Raw genomic sequence first — 19114 nt, forward strand, 5'->3', positions numbered from 1 at the left:
GTTTATAATGTAAGAAAAAATGACACTATGAGGGATCGATATTGAGAAATGACCGCGTGTTTACGATAAAGGATATTCTGGCTCGCCCCGTCTTTGCCAAAGCCCGGCTTGCTGCGGGGAAAGAAGGAACATCACGTCAGGTTGGATGGGTTCATGTATTGGAGATCACCAATGTATCTCCCTTTGTAAGCCCCCATGATCTTATTTTATCCACTGGACTGTGGCTTCAATCGGAAGAAGGGCGCGAAGAATATCTGCTCCAGTTAATCCGGAGCGAAGCGGCGGGGCTCTGCGTGGAGTTTGGTACGAGCATTCATGGCATTCCCGAAGAATTGATTGAACTGGCTGACAGGCATCAATTCCCGCTTATCGTGTTTGAGCAACCGGTCCGTTTTGTTGAAATTACGCAAGATATTCACGCTTTGCTTATTAATCATCAACACCAGCTGTTAAAGAGTCTGGAAACCTATTCCCGTCAGCTTCAGCAGCGAACATTACAGAGTACAGACATGTCGGCTGTGCTTCATCTTCTGCATGAATACGCGGCCAAGCCGGTTGTGTATATCTCGTCCATGGAACCGGGCAGTTTTGTGCCGGAGCTGCCTTCGGAGACACAGCAAGCGATCTACACATGGTACGAACAGGAGGTTGAGCACCTGGATCTCAATGATTCAGACACCGAGCTCTGGTTCCATCTGGATGAGGAACAGGTGTTACTGTGTCACCCGGTCGTATGTTTTGGTCAGGTTTTTTCCGCGGTAGGCATGGTTGTACATCCTTCAGCACCCGTCGAGTATCTTAAGCTGTTGCTCGATTATACAGCGAAGGCTGCGGCGGCACTGACTCTGCGCTCCCAGTTTCTGGAGGAGAAGATGGTACGCAACCAGAATGAGCTGATCCAGGATCTGATGAACGGTAACATTCTACATGAGGAGCAGGCTCAGACCCGAATGGGGCTCCGTCTGCTGGTGAAGGGACAGTACTGGTTTGCCGGCGGGGTTATTGAGATGGAGCACCGTATGAAAGGCATCGGCCGTGAGCGAATGGAAACCAACCATCAGGATATTCTGGTTCTGCTGCGTTCGTTACTCAAAAAGAAAAATCTGGCCAGCCTCATCATGCTGAAAAATAATCAGGTATATGTATGCTGTGCCAAGGAAGAGAGCAAGACATCCACACGAAAACAACTGGTAAAATCACTTGAGGGCATTATTGGTGATGTGAAGAGATTTGCGAGTCGCAATCTGAAACAGGTTACGATCCATGCCGGATTTGGCAAGGTGCGTAACCGTTTAACAGGATTGCCGGACAGTCTGCGGGAAGCGTATCAGGTCATCGAAGTTTCACGATCCGTAGATCGGCTGGAACATATTCATTTTTACGAACGTATGGGTATATATCAAATGTTAAAAGCATTGCCCCAATCGTTTCTGCAGCCTTTTGTGAATGACCATCTGGGCGTTCTGATTGAATATGATCGGACACATCATCTACGGCTGGTGGAGACATTGAATGCCTTTATGCAAAACTTCGGGTCCAAACGGGATGCGGCTGCTCAATTGTTCATACATCGGCAAACCTTATACAATAGATTGGAGAAGTTAGAAGAATTGATGGGACCTGATTTTATGGATCAGGAAAGAAGAATCTGCCTGGAGATGGCGCTGCTTGCTCATGCCATGATCGAGAAGGAACAGGATTTTTCGTCTTGATGGATCAGGCTGGAAGACAGTCCGGACTGTGCATCAATGAAATATATGCACAGTCTAGCAATTTTTACTGATGCGACGAGCGTGTCGTAATGCTCTCGGTAATACAGGGTTGCCAGAAGCCAAACGGCGGCCTCGAAACAGTCTCGGTTGGCCGGAGGAAGGTGCAAGGGATAACGAGGTGGGAGCAGCCAAGCGATATGGCGAAGAGCTGCGCTCCGGAAGAGTTTCCGTCTCCATCTTTTTGGATGAAACACCGGTTTGACGCAACCATTCATCAAGTCGTTCACGGTTGATTCCTAGTTGTCCGCTCAGATTACAGATATCGAGGTTTTTTCTCACACAAATCCGCCTTTCCTGGAATATCGGGCTGTATAGGTTCTGAAAGGGAAGCATGAAGTTCGAAAATAGGTGATGCTCATTGACTTCAGCGTTCTGAATCACATCCAATGCCCACTTGATTGGTGTGCTCGATTAGCGGAATGGCGATTATGTTAAACAGCGGAATGAAAGCTGTATGTACCCTGTGTTAAACGTTTACATATAGCTGTTTTATATATTTTACTATAATTTGGCTTTTATCTAGATTTTATCACTTCACATGTAACTGTGCGTCTCAATATAGTCTCAACTTGTGAGAAAATAAGGTATATGGAAAGTACCAGTATCTAGTACGGAGGACACAGATGGAGAACAGTAGTGAGGTTCAATACGATAGCCACTATGGTCATGGAAAACGTTTTGTGGGTCGAGCCAAGGAACTGATGATGTTGGACCGATGGCTTGGCAATCCGGAAGCACCTTTAACCATTTTTTCAGTTACGGGCATGGGAGGCATCGGTAAATCTTCCTTGATGTCCGAGATGTTGTCCGTTGCTCGAAACCAGGGAGCGACCGCCATATGGATGGATGGCAGATCCTGCGGCTCGACACCGTCAGTTTTTTTGGAGTATCTCTCCTCTACATTGGGACTGGAGACAATGGGGAGTGGTAACCCGCGGCCATTGAGCCTGCTTAGTGAGACTTCAGTACAGAGACGGCTGGTCCTTGCTGTGGATAATTATGAAGAGCTGGCTCTTCTGGAGAGCTGGTTTATGGAAGTCTTCCTATCCAAGCTCCCGTTATATGGAGTCCTTATCATTCTAGCCTCAAGACCGGAGCCTGCTTCAGCGTGGCGGACACATCCAAGGTTGCGGCAGCGCCTCGTGCAGATGCCTCTTCAACATTTTACGGATGAAGAAGTGTCCAAATATATTGCGTTAGCAGGGTCGTTGAACAAGAGCATGGCGGGGACAATTGCGCGTATGACGGATGGACATCCGCTGGGGCTGGCGCTTGCTGTGGAGGCTGCGGATCAGCGCAGGAATATTCCTCTTTCCGAGTGGACCGAATTGTCACAAATGATCAGCGCCAGGCTGCTGCTTGAATTGACGCTTCCCCGCCTGCATCCAATGGTAGAGGTATTAACGCTGCTGGAAACAGCGAATCAGGAATTGTTGGCATCTGTGCTGCAAACAGAGGTGACGCTAGAGGAGTATAACGTCCTGAGGCGTATGTCGTTCATTCGTTCCGGTCCTAATGGTCTGGCGCTGCATGATATGGCCAGATTACATCTGCTTCGGGATTTTCGCCAACGCGAACCACAGCGTCTGCAAGCCATGCGTGTGCGAATAGCGGGTCTGTTAAAGCCGCTCCATGAACAAGCGGGTCCGCATGAGAGACGCCAGATTACGAGAAAAATGCTCCTTTTGTGTCAGGAATCCATGCTCCAGCACCGGAAGTACGCTGATGTGTCGGCTGATTCACTGTTCTCTCCGATGGAAGTGATGCGGGCGGAAGATTTGCCGGCGTTGCACAAATTGCTCCAACAGTGGTGTGAATATAGTGTAGAGCCCTGGCAGGCTCCGTCTTATCCTGCTTTCTTAGACGAATTGGCACAGCGTTATCCTGAGGGAATTGTACTGATGCGTGACAAGGAGGGCGATCCGATCGGGATGTTCATTACGGTCCTCGTGCACCGCGAGAGCAGCGGGATGCTGTCCAACTATTTTCCCGCCGAAATGCAGGAATGTTTCACGCCGGAAGAGCTGGATTGTGATCCGGACCAGACGGATACTCACTTTGCGGTACTCGCTGCAGCAAGGGATGATGTGCCAGGTTACAAACGTGAAGAACTTGTGGGTTATATGTCGCTGGATCGTTTGTCACTACTGGGAGAAGGGGCCAGGGTCATATTGGTCGCAACCAACCCGAATCTGAAGCTTTTTTTGCAGAGCATTGGTTTTCGGAGTAAAAGAGCAAGTACTCGTTTATGTGACCTGTATGCAGATCAAGCAGTTGTGTTGGATCTGGATTTGCGCAGTGGACAATTCGGGGATTGGGTCATGTCCCTATTGGTTCCGGATACAAAGGGCAGTGGGATACAGCAGGAGGTATCTGGCGTGAGTCAAGTCCCCTGGTCCGAACAGGATGTACGCAAAATGCTGACTCATCTGCACTCTCCCGGAGAATTGCATGAGTACGCTGCGCGAGTGAGCGGAATGGCGGATGGAATCCATCTACAGACGCGTATTCTCGATTTGCTGGAGGGTCGGGTTCATGGTATCTCCCGGCAGGATCAACTACTGTTATACGCGGCCTATTGGACACATGCTGGCAATCCAACTGCCGCAGCACAGACATGCTCAATGAGCCGGGCCACATTCTATCGGCATCTGCGAGCCGCTTTGGTCCGACTGGCAAGAGTGCTATAGGTAATAGAAAGAATAATATGAATTCATCGGAAATTAGCATCATTGGAATAAACCAAAAAACACACAGTAACCGGCCTATAGAGCTGGTCCTGCGTGTTTTTTTTGATGGAATCATTCTCAATCAGTGACTATTGGTCATAGACCGAGCCTTTTCATGCGGTTATAGAGCGTTGCTCTGGAGATGCCGAGCTGACGGGCGAGTGTCCTTTTGTTGCCTCCGGCAGCATTCAGGTATTGTAGCAGGAGTTCCGACTCATAGATGTCCAGCCGCTCCTGATAGGATAGGGTGGAAGGATCCGTCGACTCCTCTTTTTCTCCTTCATGTATTGGAAGAGAAGGGTCTGTGCTCCCGGAGAAAGGAGACGAGCCCGATTCGAGGCCGGACTGTGGATGAAGCTGTACCGTCTCGTTCAAAATGGATTGTGCCTGATCCATGGATGGAATAAAGGTGTCAGGGAGATATTCAGGCTTGACCTCGCCATCCGTGGTGAGAATGGTGATCCGTTCAATCACATTTCTTAATTCCCGTACGTTACCTGGCCAGTCATACTGGAATAACAGCTTGAACACCTCGGGAGGAACCAGTTCAATATGACGATTATAGAGCAAGGAAAACTCTTGCAGGAAGGTTTGTGTCAACTCGTAAATATCTTCCTTGCGCTTACGCAGGGGAGGGATGACGAGGTTAATGACATTCAGTCGGTAGTAGAGATCTTCCCGGAACTGATTGCGGGCAATCATGCCTAGCAGATTCTGATTGGTTGCGGCGATAATCCGGCAGCTTGCCTGTTTCATGCGTGTTCCACCGACAGGAAAGTAACTTTTCTCCTGCAATACACGCAATAGCTTCACCTGAAGCTCCAGCGGCATTTCACCTATTTCATCCAAAAAGAGCGTGCCGCCTTCGGCCAGTTCGATTTTTCCTTTTTTTCCTTTGGGATCAGCCCCTGAAAATGCGCCCTTCTCGTAGCCAAATAACTCACTTTCAAATAATGAACCCGGAATAGCTCCGCAGTTAATGGCGATAAATGGCGCTGTCTGCGGTTCACGCAGGTCGTGAATGGCTTTGGCGAATAGCTCCTTGCCCGTTCCGCTTTCTCCAAGAATGAGCACCGTAGCTGAGGTGGTACTGATCTTGCGAATAGTCTCCAGACACTGGTTGATTACCGGGCTGCTGCCTTTGATTCTGGCAAATGGATCGGAATCCGGGCGCAGACGGGCAACGGCTTTCTCCAGGTGCTGGACTTTGGAAGTCATATGTAATAACTCTTGATGCAGACGAATTTCGGTTGTTATATCCACTTCGGCAGCAACCGCGCCTACAATACGTCCATCGAGTTGCACCGGACGCGCATTGATCAGGGCGAACAGGTCGGGTCTTGGTTGGTGCTGCTTTCGATACACAGTTTCCCCTGTATATAACGTTTTGAGCGATTGAAGGCGATCCGGGGGAAAGAAATCCGCTGCCGGTTTCCCAATGATATCTTTTTTGTTGATGGAAAAAACATGCTCTGCACCCGATGTCCAGTAGGTCACCTTTGCTTCTTCATTAATCAATGTCAGGGCTGAGCCTGCTGTCTCCAGTGTTGTCTCAAAATAAGCCTCCATAAGCCGATGAGCATGCATCATTTCTTGCAGAACATCGGATACAGCGATATAGCCCAATAGTGGTCCATCGTCCTGAACTAACAGATAAGGACTGGTATTGAACAGGGGGAAGGCGTCTGCCAGCCCTGTGGTTGAAGAGATGACGGGCATGGAGAGGCCCGAATCCGGGATATTCATATCTGTACGTAATAAGGACATCAAATCTGGAAGTAAATGTTTCAACGATATCACCTCAGTTAGAGCATAACGTTCGGAAACTACACCTGTTACACGAGCTGCTAATAAGTGTTCTGAATATGAAATGATTGGGAGAATGATGGTTACCCATATTATAGCTTTCCAAATGTAGTGTGTATATATTTTTTGACATGAAGCATACATGTTATCGGCGAAGAAGGGAGGAGTACTGATTATTGATTTTTAGTATACGCTTACAAATTTATGGTTTAGGAATAATTGTTAATTTATATGAATGAATCAGAATTTTAGGTGAGGTCTGAGTTATTAAAACTTACATTTAAATAGTGAGCTACACTGTTATCTTTCTCCTAGATACCGGGCTGTTTAAGTGATTATTACTATAGAACATGAATTGTCCACACCATTAAGAAACTTCTGAATAATGCTATACCAAGGCTCAATCCGCATAAAGAAGAATAAAAAGGAGGCTGCTGAAATGGCCATTCTATCAACCGGCCCCATTGAAAATAATATTTCAGGTGTAACCGGTACCCGACCTACTCAATTCGTCACCGTCAAAATCGATAATCGGGATTCAACAGATGCATATAACGTTCTTGTTTTGGGTTATTACCTCGATGGGGTCAGAACGTTATATGTGGAAGAACTGTTTAATGTGTTGCCCAATCAGGTCATAACCAAAGACTATAGTGCAAATTTTGATGGGTTCGAGTTTGTGTTTTCCACAGCAGACCTCGCTGCCCCGGAAGCGCAAATTTCCGTATGGGGCAAAGATGCCGAAGGTGAGCTGGTCACAGCTCACCGTTTGGTATCACAGGAGTTGCTGGGTGAAACCCTGAGCATAACAGGTGTAACTGGAGCGACAGGAGCAACAGGCGGCACCGGAGCAACAGGAGCAACAGGCGGTACCGGAGTGACGGGACCAACAGGAGTCACTGGAGTGACGGGAGCAACAGGAGCCACCGGAGTGACGGGATCAACGGGTGGCACCGGAGTGACGGGATCAACGGGCAGCACTGGAGTGACGGGAGCAACGGGTGGCACCGGAGTGACGGGAGCAACAGGAGTCACTGGAGTGACGGGAGCAACAGGAGTCACTGGAGTGACGGGAGCAACGGGCGCCACCGGAGTAATGGGAGCAACAGGTGGCACCGGAGTGACGGGAGCAACAGGAGTCACTGGAGTGACGGGATCAACAGGAGTCACCGGAGTGACGGGATCAACGGGCGCTACCGGAGCAACAGGTGCCACCGGAGTGACAGGAGCGACAGGCGATACCGGGGTTACGGGTGCAACTGGTGCAACAGGAGTTACGGGAGTACCAGGCAGCACTGGAGTGACGGGATCAACGGGTGGCACTGGAGTAACAGGAGCGACAGGCGATACCGGAGTTACGGGTGCAACTGGTGCAACAGGAGTGACGGGAGTAACAGGCAGCACTGGAGTGACGGGATCAACGGGCGCCACCGGAGTAACGGGATCAACAGGTGGCACGGGAGTGACAGGATCGACAGGCGATACCGGAGTTACGGGTGCGACAGGTGGCACTGGAGTGACAGGAGCAACGGGTGGCACCGGAGTGACGGGAGCAACAGGCGGCACTGGAGTGACGGGAGTAACAGGCGGCACTGGAGTGACGGGAGCAACGGGTGGCACTGGAGTAACAGGAGCGACAGGCGATACCGGGGTTACGGGAGCAACTGGTGCAACAGGCGCAACAGGGCAAGGTTTGTCGTCCTATGGCTACATTTTTAATACTTCAACTCAGTCTGTAGCTACCGAGACGGATATAACCTTCGATAGCAATGAAAACCTTACTAATATTACTCATACACCTGGTACGTCTGAAATTATTATTGGTAATGCTGGGGACTATGCGATATTCTTCATCGTTGCAGGCGTTCAGGCAAACCAATTCACCCTTTATCAAAACGGAGCCCCTGTAGGCGGTAGTGTCTATGGTTCAGGAGCCGGCACTCAACCGAATCCAGGAATGATTATTATCTCCGCCGCTCCCGGTGATGTGTTGACATTACGAAATCATTCAAGTGCATCGACTGTTGATCTGCAAACTCTGGCAGGTGGGTCACAGATCAATGCCAATGCGTCTATTCTTATTCAACAATTGAGCAGCTAACTCAAGCTGTGAGCTCTGAAGCAGAATGGGGAATAGGCTGCCTGAAGGAGGGGATTGTATGACTGTTCTTTCAACCGGACCCATTGACAATAGTCCAGTTCTTGGTGTGAATCCTTCGAGTTTTGTAACGGTGAGGATTGTGAACAGGGATTTGGTCAATAGTTCAGCTCTTCAGATTTACGGTTACATCTTGAACGGTGAGAGAACGATGTATGTCAGTGAGTTGATCGAAGTGTTTCCTAACCAGGTACTCACAAGGAATTATAGTACAAATTTCGTTGCTTACGAGTTCGTATTCACCATCACAGGTGCGGCTGTGAATGAGACTGAGGTTTCCGTGTGGGGAAAGACATCATCGGGTGAGCTGGTAGACGCGCACCGATTAGTATCTGCCGAACAATTAGGCTCTGGATGAAATAGATAGGCAACATGAGGGGAATTAAGTCATGATACAAAGGAGGGTGATTGAATGACCATTTTATCAACTGGACCCATTGAAAATAATATTTCAGGTGTAACGGGTACACGTCCCACTCAATTTGTCACAATTAAAATTGATAACCGAAATTTGACTGATGTGTATAATGTACTTCTTTTGGGGTACTTCTTGGATGGGGTTAGAACGTTGTATGTGGAAGAACTGTTTAATGTGTTGCCTAATCAGGTTGTGACCAAAGACTATGTGGCGAATTTTGATGGGTTCGAGTTTGTATTTTCAACCGCAGACACGGCTGCTCCGGAAGCGCAAATTTCTGTCTGGGGCAAAGATGCCGAAGGTGAGCTGGTTACGGCTCATCGATTGGTGTCACAGGAGTTGCTGGGTGAATCGCTGGGTATCACAGGTGTTACTGGAGCAACAGGAGCAACAGGTAATACGGGAGCAACAGGCAGCACTGGAGTTACCGGAGCAACAGGAGCCACAGGAGCAACAGGAGCAATAGGTAATACGGGAGCAACAGGTAATACGGGAGCAACAGGCAGCACTGGAGTTACCGGAGGAACAGGAGTCACGGGCGCTACTGGAGTTACCGGAGGAACAGGAGTCACAGGCGCTACTGGAGTTACCGGAGCAACAGGGGTTACGGGAGCTACTGGAGTTACCGGAGCAACAGGGGTAACGGGAGCTACTGGAGTTACCGGAGGAACAGGAGTTACCGGAGCTACTGGAGTTACCGGAGCAACAGGGGTAACGGGAGCTACTGGAGTTACCGGAGGAACAGGAGTTACGGGAGCTACTGGAGTTACCGGAGCAACAGGGGTAACGGGAGCTACTGGTGTTACCGGAGGAACAGGAGTTACGGGAGCTACTGGGGTTACCGGAGCAACAGGGGTAACGGGAGCTACTGGAGTTACCGGAGGAACAGGAGTTACGGGAGCTACTGGAGTTACCGGAGCAACAGGGGTAACGGGAGCTACTGGTGTTACCGGAGGAACAGGAGTTACGGGAGCTACTGGGGTTACCGGAGCAACAGGGGTAACGGGAGCTACTGGAGTTACCGGAGGAACAGGAGTTACGGGAGCTACTGGAGTTACCGGAGCAACAGGGGTAACGGGAGCTACTGGAGTTACCGGAGGAACAGGAGTTACGGGAGCTACTGGAGTTACCGGAGCAACAGGGGTAACGGGAGCTACTGGTGTTACCGGAGGAACAGGAGTAACAGGAGACACTGGTGTCACAGGTGCAACAGGGGCAACGGGCGCTACCGGAGTTACCGGAGGAACAGGAGTCACGGGAGCTACTGGAGTTACCGGAGGAACAGGAGTCACGGGAGCTACTGGTGTTACAGGTGCAACAGGAGTAACAGGAGACACTGGTGTCACAGGTGCAACAGGCGATACTGGAGTTACCGGAGCAACAGGAGTAACAGGAGCAACAGGGGACACTGGTGCAACAGGGGCAACGGGAGCTACTGGAGTTACCGGAGGAACAGGAATCACGGGAGCTACTGGAGTTACCGGAGGAACAGGAGTCACGGGAGCTACTGGGGTTACAGGTGCAACAGGAGTCACGGGAGCTACTGGGGTTACCGGAGCAACAGGAGTCACGGGAGCTACTGGGGTTACAGGTGCAACAGGAGTCACGGGAACTACTGGTGTTACCGGAGCAACAGGAGTCACGGGAGCCACTGGTATACCTACTTCCGTGAATTTAATTTATGTAGCTAATTCTGGAAGTAATAATGTTAGTGTAATTAACGGGAATACCAATGCCGTTGTAACCACGATTCTCGTGGGCAGCGAACCCCAGTTTATAGCAGTAAATTCAAACACGAGCCTGATTTATGTAACTAATTTTGGGGATGATACGGTTTCTGTTATTAATGGAAATACCAACACCGTCGTCACAACCATTCCAGTGGGTGTTCAGCCAGAGGGAATAGCTGTGAATCCAAACACGAACCTCATTTATGTGAATAATTTCAGCGACAACACCGTTTCCGTTATTAATGGAAATACCAACACCGTTGTGACTACCATTCCAGTGGGTACTGAACCGTTTGGTGTAGGGGTAAATCCGATCACCAACCTCATCTATGTGGCTAATTTAGGTGACAACACAGTTTCTATCATTAATGGAGATACAAATACCGTCGTAAATACTATTAATGTAGGAGCACAGCCGTTGGGAGTAGCGGTGAATCCAACAAATAACCGGATATATGTGGAAAATAATGGGGACGATACGGTCTCTGTTATTAGCGGATTTTCCGATACCGTTCTAACTGCCGTTCCAGTAGGGACTGGGCCGTTTGAAGCAGGACTGAACGCAAACACGAACTTTGTCTATGTTGCAAATAACGGCAGCAATAATGTATCTGTCATTAATGGAGATACCAATACCGTCGTTGCCACCATTCCAGTGGGATCTGCACCATCCGGTGTAGGAGTGGATGCTTTAACTAATGGAGTTTATGTCGCGAACAATACGAGTGGCACGATCTCGGTTATTGATGGAAATACCAATACCGTTACAGCTACAATTACCGTAAATTCCGGACCATTGGGAATAGGGATAAATCCTTAATGAGAGTGCACCAGTGAATAGTATTTGGGTGTGTCTAAAAAAATAGACATTTTAAATTGGGGATGCTCATTTTTTAGACATTAAGAGATAAGCCGGAGCGAAGAAGAGTTGGGATGCTCTGGAATGCTGTGTATACAGAAAAACCATGTGCCCTGCAAGAAAGTGGCAGCATGGTTTTTGTTTTTATCATTGCATTTTATATAAGGGAGTCCAGTCGAGAAATTATCTGAACATGTTTTTGACCACCATCCAGAGATTTGCTGGTTTCTCGGCCAGACGGCGGGTGTAATACGGGTACCACATCGTTCCATAGGGCACATAACAACGAATACGGTAGCCTTCTCTGGCCAGGCGTTCCTGTTCGCCCATACGCAAGCCGTACAACATTTGAAATTCAAACGCATCCGGGGAAATTCCCCGATCCTTCGCGTATTGCTTGGTCCAGGTAATGATATGGTCATCATGTGAAGCAACCGCTGTGTATACGCCTTGATCGAGATGGTTACGAATCATCGTTTTGAATTGATCAATGACTTCTGAAGTGTTCTGATAAGCTACAGATGCAGGTTCCTTGTAAGCACCTTTGACAAGACGCAGCCGGATTCCTTCCCGAATCATATCACGTGTATCTTCCACGGTACGATGCAAGTAGGCTTGCAGTACCGTACCTGTATTATCCAGTCCCTCCGAGTGTAAACGGCGCACAATATCCAAAGTCGCTTGGGTAAACGGGCTGTCCTCCATATCGATCCGGACGAACAGATTATGCAGCTTCGCTTGGGTGGCAACCGCACGTATATTTCGATAACCTTCCTCAGGGTCCAGCGCGAGTCCCATTTGAGTTGGTTTTAGTGAGACATTGGAGTCTGCACCCTGACGGGCAATGCCTTCCACCAGACGTATATACTCATCCCGATACAACGCGGCTTCTCTTAAATGGGTAATGCCCTCGCCCAGATGATCCAGTGTAGCCATAATGCCTTTGTTGTTGAGTACCCGAATCTCTTCGAGAGCTTCTTCCAGTGTGTTGCCTGCGATAAACTTGCCAGCCAGCTTTTTGCCGTATTTGATGGAGAGATTCTCCACAGCTTTATTACCTGCGACGGTCAGCAGCGTTTTGCGGTACATTTCCGTTCCGATACTCATCGGGTTTCCTCCTTATGGATCATGTTTCTTTATAACAAAGATATCAAGCAATAATCATGCCAAGGTTGTTCTGCATAGAAGAAAACGGGCGGTAATTTTGAAGGATAATATTTATTTTTAAAAATATTCCTTCATGAACCGGAGTTGGCACGGATCTTGCTACATATATTGGGTGATGAGTAAAGATACATGGTAACTCAGGCAAACAGCCAGCGAACCCCCACATCTGAAGGAGGAAATCATTCATGAATATCCCTTTTGTTAACGAACCATTCACATCCTTTGCAGTCCCGGCTAACCGGGAAGCTTTTGAGAACGCACTTCGCAAGGTGGAGGCTGAACTTGGCCAGGAATACTCCATTATTATTGGTGGACAAAAACTAACAAGCGCCCGCACGGTATCCTCCGTGAATCCTGCGTACAAAAATCAGATCGTCGGAAAGATCTATCAGGCCGATCAAGAGCTTGCCGAGCAGGCCATCCAGACGGCTGCGGAAACATTTCGCACCTGGAAGCATACGGACCCGAATGAGCGTGCCCGTTATTTGTATAAAGCGGCGGCGCTCATGCGGCGTCGTAAGCATGAATTTTCGGCATGGATGGTATACGAAGCAGGCAAAACATGGCCAGAAGCGGATGCAGACACAGCCGAAGCTATTGATTTTATGGAGTTTTATGCCCGTGAGATGCAGCGTCTGAGTGAACCACAGCCGCTCACACGAATTGCAGGCGAAGATAATGAATTGACTTATATTCCGCTTGGTGTGGGTGTTGTCATTCCGCCATGGAACTTCCCTCTCGCGATTATGGCAGGCATGACTTCTGCTGCATTGGTATCCGGCAACACCGTTGTTTTGAAGCCAGCCAGTACAACACCGGTTATTGCCGCTAAATTTATGGAGCTGCTTACAGAAGTGGGTGTGCCGGATGGCGTAGTGAACTATTTGCCAGGACCGGGCAGTGAGGTTGGCGATTATCTGGTGGACCATGCGCTCACCCGCTTTATCAGCTTCACAGGCTCCAGAGACGTCGGTCTGCGGATCAATGAACGTGCAGCACGCACCGCACCGGGTCAGAAGTGGATTAAACGGGTGATTGCTGAAATGGGTGGTAAGGATTCAATTGTTGTAGATCGCGACAGTGATCTGGAATTGGCTGCGGAATCCATCACGGCTTCGGCGTTTGGTTTCTCGGGACAGAAGTGCTCTGCGTGTTCCCGCGCCATTATTCATAAAGATGTATATGACGAGGTACTGCAAAAAGTGATTGAACGAACCAAGCAGCTGAGCATGGGCAGTCCGCTTGAAGTCGGAAATCAGGTAGGTCCGGTTATCGATGACAAGGCGTATGCCAAGATCACAGAATATATTGAAATAGGCAAGGGGGAAGGACGCCTTGTACTCGGTGGTCGTACAGGGAACGAGGCAGGTTATTTCATTGAACCGACCATTATTGCTGATGTGGACCCGCAAGCGCGGATTTCACAGGAAGAGATTTTTGGACCGGTGTTGGCCTTTATCAAGGCAGATTCCTTCGGGGATGCATTGGATATTGCCAATAATACCGATTATGGACTGACAGGTGCGGTGATCTCGCGCAATCGCGAACATCTGGAACAAGCCAGACGGGAATTTTTTGCGGGGAATCTATACTTTAACCGTAAATGCACAGGTGCACTCGTGGGTACACATCCATTTGGCGGATTTAACATGTCGGGAACAGATTCCAAGGCAGGGGGAAGAGACTACTTGCTGCTGTTCACCCAAGCGAAGTTGGTATCCGAGAAATATTAGTTGAAAATTGGGTCTGGGCCCGCTGTAATCGCTTGGTTTTTATGCTATCATTTCCTGAAATAGTCTTTGTTCGTCAGTATACTGGAGTAGCTTGAGCAGCGCTTAAGGGGGGAGACGGATGTTAGGATTTCAGTTGGTGCAGGAGGGGCGTATTCGATTATCCATTACGCCGGAGATGAAGCAATCCATTCATCTGCTGACCTTGTCGGGTCAGGAGCTGACTCGTTATTTGCAGGAGGCGGCGGATGAAAATCCGGTGCTTGAGCTAGAAGAGCCCTCTACCCTGCGCACCCGTCTTCCCCGACGATTGAATCAGGAGAGGTTCTCCTCTTATGATCCGCTGTTACAGATGAAAGGCGCCGAACCTACACTTGAACATCTATTGATATCTCAGCTTCGATTGCAGAATCTTCCGCCTGCAATGGAGACAACAGCTGTATATTTGGCTGGTTGTGTCAACGATGATGGCTATCTGACGATGGAATTGACGGATGTTGTATCGGCAAGGGGAATATCGATGCCTGAGGCTGAAGCAGCCCTGGACATTCTCCAGTCGCTGGACCCGGCAGGTGTGGGAGCACGCAACTTGCGTGAATGCTTGCTGCTTCAGATTAGGCGTGATTCATACGCTAACCAGCATGCGGAGCACATGGTGGAGCGAGGTCTGGAGGAGTTGGTTCGTTTCCATCCAGGCAGAGCAGGAACAAGACTGGGGATTTCGTCACAGCAGGCTCAAGCAGCCTATGATTATATTGCTGGTCTGGACCCGAAACCTTGCCGATCCATCGGGTGTACGGAACGTGCACATTATATTATTCCGGATGCCGTTGTGCAGATAAGGAATGATGAGCTTTCTCTACGTTTGAATTCAGCGGGTGTGCCGCGGGTATCCCTGAACGAAGCTTTCTGCCGCTGGATCAGGGAGATCGATGCAGACGAGGTCTGGTCTGGCCGGGCAGCAGAGGCGAGAGCGATCATTCGCAGTGTGCGCATGCGTCGCCGAACTCTGATGCGTGTCCTGGCTGCGATCATGAGTGAACAGGAATCTTTTCTGCGTGAAGGACCTGCCGGTTTGAAGCCGCTCAATCTGGCGGTGATTGCCGAGGCCATCGGCATGCATGAGTCGACGGTGAGCCGTGCGGTCAATGGCAAATATGTTCAGACACCGCATGGTGTGTTTGAGCTCAAGACTTTTTTTGCATCAGGTCTTGAAACAACGAACGGAGAGGTGGCCTCTGCGCCGGCGGTGAAGCTCAGACTGAAAGAGCTGATTCGTTCTGAACGGGCGGAACGTCCCTACTCAGATAGCCAACTCACGGCATTACTCGCCAGTGAAGGCATCGTGATCTCCCGCAGAACGGTTGCGAAATACAGGGAAGAGCTTCAAATTTTACCTTCACTTGAGCGTAAACGTTGGGGAAAATGACCCTGTGGTTCAGTAACAAAACATAACTGAGATACAAGTAACCCCCGCAAGCCGTTGTAACGGTCTGCGGGGGTTATTCGTTCCGATTTAACAGCAATCGGAAGGTTGTTCTCTAATCGGAGTGTCAATGTAAATTTTCATTAGTTGAACTTAAACAGCTTACTACCGTTCCATATTATGCAGGAAGTGCTCCCCTGCAATACCTGGAGTAGTCATCTGCTCCGGATGCAAAATTTCTTCCAATTCTTCCGGTGTCAGCAGACCCCGCTCGAGAATGATCTCCTGCAAGGTGTGTCCGGTCTTCAACGCTTCCTTCACAATGGAGGCTGCCACGTCATAGCCCAGATGTGGATTGAGCGCTGTAATTACACTAAAGCTCTGCTTCATGATCAATGCACAACGCTCACGGTTTGCTTCCATTTCTTCAACAGCATAACGAGTAAAGACGTCGATACCATTATTCATGATTTTCAGCGATTGCAGCAAGTTGAACGCAATAACGGGACCCATGACATTCAATTCGAATTGACCCGCTTCACAGGCCATACAGATCGTATGGTCATTGCCCATCACCTGGAAGGACACCTGATTGATCACTTCCGCCATAACCGGGTTCACTTTACCTGGCATAATGGACGAACCTGGCTGACGTGGTGGAAGACGCAGCTCATTGAATCCTGCGCGTGGGCCGGAAGCCATCATGCGAATATCGTTACAGATTTTGGACAGACTGACAGCACATACTTTCAGTGCAGCCGACAATTCCAGATAGGCATCCGTATTCTGTGTCGCATCCACAAGATCCTCGGCCGTTTGCAAATTCAATCCTGTCACATCGGACAGATGCTCCGTGACCTTGACGATGTATTCCGGTTTCGCGTTAAGACCTGTACCTACAGCCGTCGCACCCAAGTTAATGGTGAGCAGGCGACGATTTGCGAACTCGAGACGCTCGATATCACGTCCGATAACACGTGCATAGGCACCGAACTCTTGTCCAAGGCGAATAGGCACAGCATCCTGAAGATGTGTCCGACCTACTTTGACTACATCGTTAAATTCCTGTTCTTTTTTGCGGAACGCAGCCTGCAGACGCTTCATCGTATCCAGCAGCGTTTCAGACAACCGATACGCAGCAATGCGCAGTGCAGTTGGGATGACGTCATTGGTGGATTGGGACATGTTCACATGATTATTCGGGTTACAGTGGAAATAGTCACCCTTGTTCTGCAATAACAGTTCCAGACCACGATTGGCCAGAATTTCGTTCATATTCATATTCATGGAGGTGCCTGCACCGCCCTGAATAGAGTCAACAATAAAATGATCCAGATGATGGCCTTTCATCATTTCTTCAGCAGCCATGACGATGACATCGCCAATTTTGCGTGGCAGCATCTTCAGCTCCATATTCGTGATTGCCGCAGCCTTTTTCACCGCAGCCAGAGCTGTAATCAGCTCCCGGTGTACCGGAACGCCGGTAATCGGGAAGTTCTCCACAGCCCGAACCGTCTGTATTCCGTAATAAGCATAAGCAGGAATTTCTTTTTCTCCAATAAAATCTTTCTCCGTCCTTGTGGACATTGTAGACATTTCGTTCGCCTCCAGTGGCATCCAAAAATAGGTCAGCTCCGGCAATGCCGAAGCGCACTCAGTATATCATTTAAGCAAAATGGATGCCAAGCTAAATCATTTCACCCTTCTTGCCGATAAATAATTTAAATTAAGGATATCACCTTGGCAGATTACAAAGGTTCAGTCAGTCAAAACTCGTCTTATCCATTATGCTCTACTTAGAGGAGAAGTCATGCATGAGGAATAAGATGGTTGGTGGATTTGTCGTTTTCAGTGATCTAAATCACATGTTATTTAGTTATCTACTGGTAAAATAGGAAAAAAGGACTATGAGGTGTCAATATGAAATGGACTTTAGGCGCAAAAACCGTCGCAGGTTTAGTACTGATTTCACTGATTACGTACGGAACTAGCGGCTTTTTTATATTTTTCCTTCAGGACTGGCTCGCGTTCTCCATGCCAAGCTGGTTGTATATATCTATCGTACTCATCATGGGCGTATGCTGGAACGCGATCCTGGGCTGGTTTGCCTCTCGTTGGTTGACTCGTCCAATTGTGCATTTGTCCCGTGCGGCGCAACAAATTTCATCGGGGGATTTGACGGCTGAAGTTCCAGAGCGGCGTACACAGGATGAAATTACTGTATTATATGATGCTTTTCGCGTAATGGTTTTTAATCTGAGAAGTATTGTAAACGATATTACAGAAAGTACACGTACAACCTCACAGAACGCCCAGTCACTTAGTGAAGCAATCGCCCAGGCAGCGGAGCAGATCGAGATGATGTCTGATGCGGTGGATCATATTGCTGTGGGTGTGGAAGAGCAGAAGACGACTTCACATCAGTCGTTGATTACAGCAGATGAGATGTTGAACGATTTTCAGCGTATGCACAGTCAGTCGATTGGGATGACAGAGATGTCCGGCCAGATGGAACGTTCAGTAGATCATACGAAGCAGACCTTCTCTTCTCTGATGAAAGGAATGGACGAGCTGACGGAATCTCACAACCGTTCCCGTGACATTATGGTGCTGCTTGAGAAGGAAGCCTCGGATATTGAAGCCATTACCCAGTCCGTCAAAAACATTGCAGAGGAAACAGGGCTGCTTGCCCTGAATGCTTCCATTGAAGCTGCACGTGCAGGAGAAGAGGGATCGGGCTTTGCTGTGGTGGCACAGCAGATTCGTAAGCTGGCAGACGAGAGCAAACAATCGGTGCATCGGATTAATGAGCTGATTAGCCGCGTACAGCAGCGGATTAAAGATACAGCTCAACTGATTCATGAACAGCACGGCCTCGTAGTGAACGAGTCGGAGCGTACGATCTCGGTTGATCAGACGTTGCAGGAGCTTACAGGTACGGTAGAAGTGTTTATGAAGGGTGCTCATGACATCGGATCCAAAATTGGGGAGCAGACCAGCCGCGTGGAGCAGACGCATGGTCATGTGAAAAAGATTCAGGGGAAAGCCGGATCATTCTCGGATGAGGCGAGACGGATTATGGATGCAGCACATGAAGAGACGGCAATCATGCAGGAGATTTCATCTTCCGCTGAAGAGCTGAGACAGTTAACAGATCGATTAATGGACAAAACGAAAGCATTTCGGATGCAGCCTTGAGCTGTTTCCGGGATGTTTTTTTGCTTATTATGGTTAAAGACGAACATTCTTTCGTAAAAACTGAAATATGTAAAGATATTTTTATGAAACATTAACAAAATCGCAACGCTTGGGCGATAAA

General features: G+C 48.9%; 12 protein-coding genes. 8 read left to right on the forward strand and 4 right to left on the reverse strand.

The genetic code is table 11. The annotated features are described in order from the left end of the window. Window positions 1-41: 41 nt before the first annotated feature. Window positions 42-1712, forward strand: coding sequence for a PucR family transcriptional regulator (locus BMW94_RS09970; RefSeq protein WP_090997753.1), 1671 nt, complete (start codon window positions 42-44; stop codon window positions 1710-1712). A gap of 54 nt (window positions 1713-1766) precedes the next feature. Here the strand turns inward: BMW94_RS09970 and BMW94_RS30430 are convergent, their stop codons facing one another. After that, entirely contained in the window at window positions 1767-2051 is a 285-nt protein-coding gene (locus BMW94_RS30430; protein WP_175480642.1) for a hypothetical protein, read from the reverse strand. A gap of 344 nt (window positions 2052-2395) precedes the next feature. On the opposite strand from BMW94_RS30430, the gene BMW94_RS09975 reads away from it, so the two are divergent. Continuing rightward, the gene (locus BMW94_RS09975; protein ID WP_090997756.1) at window positions 2396-4462 is read left to right on the forward strand and encodes an nSTAND1 domain-containing NTPase; all 2067 of its coding nucleotides are present in this window, start codon (window positions 2396-2398) and stop codon (window positions 4460-4462) included. 135 nt (window positions 4463-4597) lie between these two features. Here BMW94_RS09975 and BMW94_RS09980 read toward each other — a convergent pair whose 3' ends face one another. Continuing rightward, on the reverse strand, window positions 4598-6292 hold the full coding sequence (locus BMW94_RS09980; RefSeq protein WP_090997762.1) for a sigma-54 interaction domain-containing protein: 1695 nt from the start codon (window positions 6290-6292) through the stop codon (window positions 4598-4600). Between the two features lie 454 nt (window positions 6293-6746). On the opposite strand from BMW94_RS09980, the gene BMW94_RS09985 reads away from it, so the two are divergent. The 3 genes from BMW94_RS09985 to BMW94_RS30910 are packed head-to-tail and all read left to right on the forward strand — an operon-like array spanning window position 6747 to window position 11433. Then, the gene (locus tag BMW94_RS09985) at window positions 6747-8408 is read left to right on the forward strand and encodes a collagen-like protein (RefSeq protein WP_254790200.1); all 1662 of its coding nucleotides are present in this window, start codon (window positions 6747-6749) and stop codon (window positions 8406-8408) included. A gap of 58 nt (window positions 8409-8466) precedes the next feature. Next, a complete protein-coding gene (locus BMW94_RS09990; protein ID WP_090997765.1) occupies window positions 8467-8823 on the forward strand; it encodes a hypothetical protein in 357 nt (118 codons plus the stop codon). A gap of 54 nt (window positions 8824-8877) precedes the next feature. Next, window positions 8878-11433: a YVTN family beta-propeller repeat protein gene (locus BMW94_RS30910; RefSeq protein ID WP_090997768.1), complete on the forward strand. Its 2556-nt coding sequence runs from the start codon at window positions 8878-8880 to the stop codon at window positions 11431-11433. A 222-nt stretch (window positions 11434-11655) separates the two neighbouring features. Here BMW94_RS30910 and BMW94_RS10000 read toward each other — a convergent pair whose 3' ends face one another. Beyond that, complete coding sequence (locus BMW94_RS10000; RefSeq protein ID WP_090997770.1) at window positions 11656-12579, reverse strand: proline dehydrogenase family protein; 924 nt, start codon at window positions 12577-12579, stop codon at window positions 11656-11658. Window positions 12580-12824: 245 nt separating this feature from the next. Between BMW94_RS10000 and pruA the strand changes: the two genes are divergently transcribed. Continuing rightward, window positions 12825-14372 carry an L-glutamate gamma-semialdehyde dehydrogenase gene (gene pruA / locus BMW94_RS10005; protein WP_090997774.1) on the forward strand — a complete coding sequence of 516 codons (1548 nt, stop codon included), beginning with the start codon at window positions 12825-12827 and terminating at the stop codon, window positions 14370-14372. A gap of 118 nt (window positions 14373-14490) precedes the next feature. Continuing rightward, entirely contained in the window at window positions 14491-15798 is a 1308-nt protein-coding gene (gene rpoN / locus BMW94_RS10010) for an RNA polymerase factor sigma-54 (RefSeq protein WP_090997778.1), read from the forward strand. Window positions 15799-15960: 162 nt separating this feature from the next. On the opposite strand, the gene BMW94_RS10015 is transcribed toward rpoN, so the two are convergent. Beyond that, window positions 15961-17391 (reverse strand): aspartate ammonia-lyase, encoded by a 1431-nt coding sequence (locus BMW94_RS10015; protein WP_090997781.1) that lies wholly within the window; start codon window positions 17389-17391, stop codon window positions 15961-15963. A gap of 324 nt (window positions 17392-17715) precedes the next feature. On the opposite strand from BMW94_RS10015, the gene BMW94_RS10020 reads away from it, so the two are divergent. Further along, window positions 17716-18993, forward strand: coding sequence for a methyl-accepting chemotaxis protein (locus BMW94_RS10020; protein ID WP_090997784.1), 1278 nt, complete (start codon window positions 17716-17718; stop codon window positions 18991-18993). Window positions 18994-19114 lie beyond the last annotated feature (121 nt).

The organism is Paenibacillus sp. OK003 (genome assembly GCF_900109515.1).
Taxonomy (GTDB): domain Bacteria; phylum Bacillota; class Bacilli; order Paenibacillales; family Paenibacillaceae; genus Paenibacillus; species Paenibacillus marchantiae.

Coding starts and splice junctions, on each gene's coding strand:
- BMW94_RS09975 (WP_090997756.1), top strand. CDS start 2,396: ATGGAGAACAGTAGTGAGGTTCAATACGATAGCCACTATGGTCATGGA.
- BMW94_RS09985 (WP_254790200.1), top strand. CDS start 6,747: ATGGCCATTCTATCAACCGGCCCCATTGAAAATAATATTTCAGGTGTA.
- BMW94_RS09990 (WP_090997765.1), top strand. CDS start 8,467: ATGACTGTTCTTTCAACCGGACCCATTGACAATAGTCCAGTTCTTGGT.
- BMW94_RS30910 (WP_090997768.1), top strand. CDS start 8,878: ATGACCATTTTATCAACTGGACCCATTGAAAATAATATTTCAGGTGTA.
- BMW94_RS10000 (WP_090997770.1), bottom strand. CDS start 12,579: ATGAGTATCGGAACGGAAATGTACCGCAAAACGCTGCTGACCGTCGCA.
- pruA (WP_090997774.1), top strand. CDS start 12,825: ATGAATATCCCTTTTGTTAACGAACCATTCACATCCTTTGCAGTCCCG.
- rpoN (WP_090997778.1), top strand. CDS start 14,491: ATGTTAGGATTTCAGTTGGTGCAGGAGGGGCGTATTCGATTATCCATT.
- BMW94_RS10015 (WP_090997781.1), bottom strand. CDS start 17,391: ATGTCTACAATGTCCACAAGGACGGAGAAAGATTTTATTGGAGAAAAA.
- BMW94_RS10020 (WP_090997784.1), top strand. CDS start 17,716: ATGAAATGGACTTTAGGCGCAAAAACCGTCGCAGGTTTAGTACTGATT.